This window comes from Parvibaculum sp., from assembly GCF_049672805.1.
Lineage (GTDB): Bacteria > Pseudomonadota > Alphaproteobacteria > Parvibaculales > Parvibaculaceae > Parvibaculum.
Genome location: NZ_JBATWS010000458.1, coordinates 1 through 6,100, shown reverse-complemented (window position 1 = coordinate 6,100; position 6,100 = coordinate 1). Strand labels below are relative to the sequence as shown.

The 6,100-nt window shown below is 60.3% G+C and carries 12 protein-coding genes; all 12 read left to right on the top strand.

Annotated elements, in window-relative coordinates; translation table 11 throughout:
• The coding region (locus WBF74_RS14320) for a YqaJ viral recombinase family protein (RefSeq protein ID WP_424441107.1) at nt 1–346 on the top strand (346 nt) is incomplete at its 5' end.
• 64 nt (nt 347–410) lie between these two features.
• Nucleotides 411–917 carry a hypothetical protein gene (locus WBF74_RS14315; protein ID WP_424441105.1) on the top strand — a complete coding sequence of 169 codons (507 nt, stop codon included), beginning with the start codon at nt 411–413 and terminating at the stop codon, nt 915–917.
• A complete protein-coding gene (locus tag WBF74_RS14310; protein WP_424441103.1) occupies nt 914–1,129 on the top strand; it encodes a hypothetical protein in 216 nt (71 codons plus the stop codon). The genes WBF74_RS14315 and WBF74_RS14310 overlap by 4 nt, the downstream gene beginning before the upstream one ends.
• Entirely contained in the window at nt 1,122–1,454 is a 333-nt protein-coding gene (locus WBF74_RS14305; protein WP_424441101.1) for a hypothetical protein, read from the top strand. Before WBF74_RS14310 ends, WBF74_RS14305 begins: the two co-directional genes overlap by 8 nt.
• On the top strand, nt 1,429–1,857 hold the full coding sequence (locus WBF74_RS14300) for an HNH endonuclease (RefSeq protein ID WP_424441099.1): 429 nt from the start codon (nt 1,429–1,431) through the stop codon (nt 1,855–1,857). Before WBF74_RS14305 ends, WBF74_RS14300 begins: the two co-directional genes overlap by 26 nt.
• The gene (locus tag WBF74_RS14295; protein WP_424441097.1) at nt 1,854–2,762 is read left to right on the top strand and encodes a Lar family restriction alleviation protein; all 909 of its coding nucleotides are present in this window, start codon (nt 1,854–1,856) and stop codon (nt 2,760–2,762) included. Before WBF74_RS14300 ends, WBF74_RS14295 begins: the two co-directional genes overlap by 4 nt.
• A complete protein-coding gene (locus tag WBF74_RS14290) occupies nt 2,759–2,959 on the top strand; it encodes a hypothetical protein (RefSeq protein WP_424441095.1) in 201 nt (66 codons plus the stop codon). Before WBF74_RS14295 ends, WBF74_RS14290 begins: the two co-directional genes overlap by 4 nt.
• Entirely contained in the window at nt 2,952–3,572 is a 621-nt protein-coding gene (locus tag WBF74_RS14285; RefSeq protein ID WP_424441093.1) for a hypothetical protein, read from the top strand. Before WBF74_RS14290 ends, WBF74_RS14285 begins: the two co-directional genes overlap by 8 nt.
• Nucleotides 3,569–3,847, top strand: a complete 279-nt coding sequence (locus tag WBF74_RS14280) for a hypothetical protein (RefSeq protein ID WP_424441091.1) — start codon at nt 3,569–3,571, stop codon at nt 3,845–3,847. The genes WBF74_RS14285 and WBF74_RS14280 overlap by 4 nt, the downstream gene beginning before the upstream one ends.
• Nucleotides 3,847–4,053, top strand: coding sequence for a DUF551 domain-containing protein (locus WBF74_RS14275; protein WP_424441089.1), 207 nt, complete (start codon nt 3,847–3,849; stop codon nt 4,051–4,053). The genes WBF74_RS14280 and WBF74_RS14275 overlap by 1 nt, the downstream gene beginning before the upstream one ends.
• Nucleotides 4,043–4,405: a hypothetical protein gene (locus WBF74_RS14270; protein WP_424441087.1), complete on the top strand. Its 363-nt coding sequence runs from the start codon at nt 4,043–4,045 to the stop codon at nt 4,403–4,405. Before WBF74_RS14275 ends, WBF74_RS14270 begins: the two co-directional genes overlap by 11 nt.
• A gap of 462 nt (nt 4,406–4,867) precedes the next feature.
• Nucleotides 4,868–6,004, top strand: coding sequence for a tyrosine-type recombinase/integrase (locus tag WBF74_RS14265; RefSeq protein WP_424441085.1), 1,137 nt, complete (start codon nt 4,868–4,870; stop codon nt 6,002–6,004).
• The last annotated feature ends 96 nt before the right edge of the window (nt 6,005–6,100 follow it).

Sequence of the window (6,100 nt, the reverse complement as noted above, 5' to 3'; positions counted from 1 at the left end):
GTCTGGCGCGTCTCCTGACGGACTGATCGGCACGGACGGCCGTATTGAGATCAAGTGCCCGAAAACGGCAACGCATCTCGATACGCTACGCAGCGAAACCATCCCCGGCAAGTACGAGACGCAGATGCTTTGGCAGATGGCCTGCACTGGACGCAAGTGGTGCGATTTCGCGTCCTATGATCCGCGCCTGCCCGAGAACATGCGGCTGTTCGTGAAACGCCTCCACCGCGACGACGCCCGCATTGCCGAACTGGAGGCCGAAGTATCGGCCTTCCTCAACGAAATTGACGCCACGGTTGCCGAGTTGACCCGTCTCTACGGGCTCCCCGACACCGTGGCCGCGTAATCCTCAACCCAGAGGCCGGCAGGCCCAAAGCATCCGCCGCTGAAAGCCTGCCGGAGAAATTCAGATGACCGAGCGACCTATCGTATTTCAATGGCAAGGCGACGCCATGGTGCCGGCCACCCGCTTCTGGCAGGCAGAGTGCGACAAGCGCTTTGTCGTGGGTGAGAACGTCACGCTGGAGGAAATCCACGCCCGGTCACACGCGACCCATGCGCATTACTTCGCGGTCCTCAAGCAGATTTGGGACACCCTGCCCGACCACCTGCGCCCGCAGTTCGGCAATCCCGAAATCCTCCGCAAGCATGCGCTGATCCGCACTGGCTATCACACGATGGTGCAGCATGCCTGCAAGTCAGCAGCCGAGGCCGAGCGCTTGGCCACCGTGATCCGGCCTTATGACGCCTATCAGATCGCCACCGTCGAGGGCTCGGTGGTCACTGTTTATCACGCGGTGAGCCAGGACATGCGCTCGATGAACAAGGCGACGTTCCAGGCCTCGAAAGAGGCGGTGCTGAACTGGTGCGCTGAGCTTGTTGGCGCCGATCCAGCGGACGTGAGGGCGGCAGCATGAGGAAGCTATCTCCCGACGAACGTCAGTTCCTAGCCATCATCGAACAGGCCGGCGGCTCATTCTGCTTTAGCCGCGAGGACAAGGTGACCGCAGAAGCTCACCGGATGCTTCGCCGCCTTGATCGCGCCGGTTTGGTTTCCGTCGAGCCAACCGACGATGGCCCGCTGATTACGATCACCGCTCAAGGATATGCGGAGGTGGATCATGACTGACTGGCTCATGCAACAACTCGAAGCCAAATGCCGAGAGAATTACGGTAAGTGGCCAGATAGCCCATACGGGCAGAGCGCGCTCGAATCCGATGAACGGGCAGCACGACACAACGGCGCTCGCATCACGGACATTGTTCGTCTGTGCGAAGGCGTAAGCTACGAGGCGGGCAGTCCGATCTATCGCCGGTATCGTCGCGGGCTTGAAGCGGCTGTCGCGGCTGGCAAGGCTGCGGCATGGCGCCCGGGCGCCAGCGCCTATGTCTTCTACTGGCCTATCGGGCTGAGCGCGGCGCTACGGCATGAAGCGGGGCAAGCCAATGGCTAGATCCCCTGCCCTCTGGATCGGCAAGACAGATGACCAGGACATTCCGCCTCGGGTGCGACTGCGCGTGTTCGAGGCGGCAGGCGGTCGATGCCAGTGCTGTGGCCGTAAGCTCGGCCCCGGCGACAGGTGGCAGGCGGATCATATCATCGCCCTGATCAACGGCGGCGCTCACTCCGAAGCCAACCTGCAATGCCTCTGCGACTGGTGCCACAAGGCGAAAACCCGTGAGGACGTCGCTGCGAAGGCGAAAACCGCCGCCGTGCGGTCAAGGCATCTTGGCATCCGCCCTGCCCCGAAATTTCATTCACGCGGCTTTCCTAAAGCGCCGCCGCAGAAAACCGCATCGAGACCGCCAACCAAGGGCGTTGGCCTCGCTTATTTCCAGGAGCCAGAACAGCAATGACCGCTTATCAATACTGCACGAAAACCCCAGGCTCCGATTGGTCTGAATGGCAGGACATTAGCAAGCAGATTTATGACGGGTATCTGTCCGATTGGGGCGGGGAAATTTCTCCGCTCGGTCATGCTCGCATCCGCACCGCGCCGGACCAAACCACTGACCCCATCAGCAACGAGAGGCTTCTGCCCTGCCCATTTTGCGGCGGCAAGGCCCACCTTAAAGAATCCGTCGATCAGGATGGCCCGTATGTGTGGGTTGAGTGCTACTGTGGCGTCGATGCATTCTATACATCATCCTCCAGCAGCCACGGCGTTCAGTTCCGAGATAAGAACTTGGCCATCGCCGCCTGGAACCGCCGCCAATCCCCGGCAGGGGTGGAGGTGAGGCGGTTGCTGAAAAAAATCGCAGACGAAGCGGATATGGCAAACAACGTCATCGCTCTCAACCGAGACGGCAGCGGGCAGGGTCGTGTCAAGGTTGCCACATCAATGCACCGCATTGCTGCCGATGCGAAAAAAGCCCTCTCCTCCCTCTCCGTAAAGGAGCCGGAAGGGGCGGAGCCGGTGGCTTGGCAGCACAGGGGGCCGCGTGGCGGCTGGATCACGACTGACGAGGAGACAGACTATTCCGAGCGCGCGCTCTACGCCTCTCCCCCGCCCAAGGCCGTGACGATCACGGATGAGATGGTCGAGCGGGCGGCGGAAGCTATTGCCGAATCATGGGGAGAGACGTGGTGCTGCGATTGCAGTGAAAATCGCGGTCTGGACTGCGATTGCGGGTCCGCCATGACGGACGAGCGTGAACAATACGACGAGCGCCTCTCCCGCGAAGACTGCCGCATGGCATCTCGCGCAGCCATCACCGCCGCCCTTTCCAGCGAGGCCCACAATGACTGGGAGGGGGAATGATGACTCCGAAGCAAAAATATGACGAGCGGAAACGCCTGCGCGCGGATCGTCTTTTGCGAGAAGAACAACGGGCAAAAGACGCCCGAGACCGGGATGATGACATGGAGGAAAAGTTCACGCGGCTCCTATCATCCTTCGAGCGCATTGCTGATGTGATGGAGCTTTGGGCTGACCAACAGGAGCCCCGCAATGGTTGAGTTGAACGAGAAGGCCCTTGAGGCGGCTTGCCGGGCGTGGATTAACGCTGACAGTCCTCTTGAGAGCGGTATCCGTGATGCAATCCGCGCCTATTTCTCCACCATCCCCGCCCCTGATGATGGGCTGGTGGAGAAACTTCGGGGCTTTGAACAAGCATACAGCACCGAGTTTTTCGCGCCGCTATCGGAGATGGAAAAAGCCAATGTGGGCGGGGAACTACGTTCTCGTATCGCCGCAGATATGGGGCGGCACCTGGCGAAACATTTCTCCGAAGCAGCCACCGCCCTCCAATCCAAAGACGAACAGATCGAGCGACTGACGCGGGAGAGGGATGAGGCGCTTGCCGATCCTTACAAGGTCATGGGAGGAATTTACGAAAAGTGGAAATCCCGCGCCGAAGCCCTCGAACAGCAGGTGCAGAAGCTCACCGCCGAGAACGAGAGGTTGAGGGAGGCGTTGAGGCCGTTTGCTGAATTCGCACTCTACGTCCACATGCTCGTGGAAGGTAGGGCTGCCAACGGTGGTTCTCCGATATTGCCGACAAAACACTTACGCAAATCGGATTTTGACCGCGCCCGCACCGCCCTCGAAACACAGGAGGGCGGGGAATGAAGCTGACTAAGGCGCAGGTACTTCGGTGCGTCGATAGTGCTGTTTCACCGGACAGCGCATACATCAACGATGAAGTCCAGAAGATGCACCGAGCCAATATCGCATCTGGCGGCATCGGTCACACCCCCCGCGTGGGCCTTGTCCTCGCGCGGCTTAATTCTCTTGCAGCGGACGGCCTCTTGGAAAAGTCCGCGTTCACAAACGGATATTACGGCTACCGCTGGACCATTACCCCCGCCGGCCGTTCCGCTCTCACCCAGGAAGGAGAGAGGTGATGAAACCTGAATGGCAACCGATTGAAACTGCACCGAAGGATGGGACTAAAATTCTACTAACCGGCCCGCACGACGCGAACGGTCGGTACATGGAAGTATGCGGTTATTGGAAAGATAGGTTTCCTGTGACGTGGATGGATGGTCACGGCGAGCCGACCCACTGGATGCCCCTCCCCGCTCCACCGGAGAAGCCCCATGACGAATGAAGCGTTCCCCAGCCATCGTTTCGACGGCGCAAAAGAGGTTCCGGCGATCACGACCAATTCCAGCGCGTCGAGTGAAGCGAAAGACAAGGTGCCTGAGTGGGCAATCGGCATGGCGCATCAGATCGCCGTACAAGTGCTCGCGGAACACGGCGAGCAGATCAAAACACTACGACCGCTGATCGCCCGCGCGCTTGTCGCTGCCGAGAAGAGAGGGATCGGGTACGGCGCTGCTTATCTGGAGCGCCGAGCCGCAGAATGGCGTAACATCGGGAACGTGACTTCAAACACCTTCGCCAACGTCTACGAGGATGAGGCCGCCGCCATACGCCAGCTTGGAGAGGTGGCGGAATGAATATGCGGGAGAAGATTGCTCGAGCGCTTCTTAGGGCCCACCACGAAAGAGGTAGAGGGCTCGCGCCGCCCTTCGACGCTCTAAACAAGTTCGATCAGGAAATGTGGCTGTTCAGCGCTGACGCAGTTCTAGACGCTCTTATGGAGCCGACAGCGGCAATGGAAAGCGCCGCTTGGGATGCCCACGAGGAATACGAAGGGGCTGACGAGGGGACGTGGCTAGGGCCTAAATCCATCTTCACCGCCATGATCCAAGCCGCAAAGGATGGGAAGTAATGGTGGCCCGCGTCATCGAGCACGGGCGAACCCCCGCCCAGATCGTAGCGGACATGGCCGCCCGTGGTATCAGGATCTCCGAGCGGGCACTGCGCGCCGAAGCGCGGCGGCTGGGGGCTTGCAGAGTGTTCGGGAAAGCGATGATCCTTCTCCCCGAGCATGTAGACCTGATCTTTGGAGCCCCGGAATGTCAGACGGAAAGCGATATGGCCTTGAACTATACCGCCGTGGACAGACTTGGTGGGCGCGCGGGCGGGTTGAAGGCGAGGAGCGATACTACCGCGAGAGCCTTGGAACTCATGATGAGCAGGTCGCAAGAGCCAAAGTCCGCGCCATCGAGGACGAGGCGCGGAAACGTGCAATCCTTGGACGAGATGCGCCAAAGCCGGAAGACCAGCTAACCCTGTCCGGCGCGGCCCTGCTCTACCCGCCGCAAGGCCGGGATGCCGGATATCTGGCACGGGTGCTTCTGGAAATAGGCGACCACCGCGTCCGCGATATTACGCCGAAGCAGGTCAAGACGCTGGCGAAGAAGCTCTATCCAGGCGCCTCTGTGGACACATGGCGCCGGCAGGTGGTGGTTCCTGTCCGGGCGGTCATAAACGCAGCGCATGAGGATGGAATCTGCCCGCCCATCCGTATCAAGGCGTTCACGAAGAACGAGCGCATCGCGCAGGATCGGTCGCGCGGGAAGGATAGCGGCGTTAAGCGGAAACCCGGCAGTTGGGAATGGGTGTTGGCCTTCAAGAGCCATGCCGACCCGCGCCTTGGCGCCATGGCCCTATTCATGTTCACCACCGGCGCCCGCATCACCCAAACCATGGAGATGAAGCGCAAGGGCGATCTTGATCTATTCCGCAAGCGGGTGCGCCTGCCGGCCGCAAAGGGGCACCCGGCACAATGGGTGGACATCCTTCCCGAGGTCGCGGCGACTATTGGCGCGTTGCCGAAGCCAGAAGGGAAATTGAACCAGGAACGCGTGTTTTACTACGCCGGCCGGCGCAGCGGATGGTTCTACCGTGAGTGGAAAAGAGCATGTGAGGCGGCCGGTATCGAGTACCTTCCGCCTCATGCGGCGGGCCGCCATGGTTTCGGCACGGAGATGATTGTCCGGCGGAAAATGGATGCGGCGACTGCTGCTCAACAGGGCCGCTGGTCGAGTGCCAAAGTGCTGCTCGACACCTACGCTCACGCGGAGGGTGGTTCCGCTTCCGTTCAGGAAGCGTTCCAAGACGGATTAAACGACGCCCGTACAAAACCCGTACAAGGCAAAACCGCAAAATATCGGAGAGATGCAGAAAACAAGGGAACTCGGAGCGCTTAGGAATTACCTTAGCAGGGGCGTGCCTTCGACCACTCGGCCACCTCTCCGGCACGAGGCTGATACAGGTGAACGAGGCAGGAAAGCAAGGGGTTTATG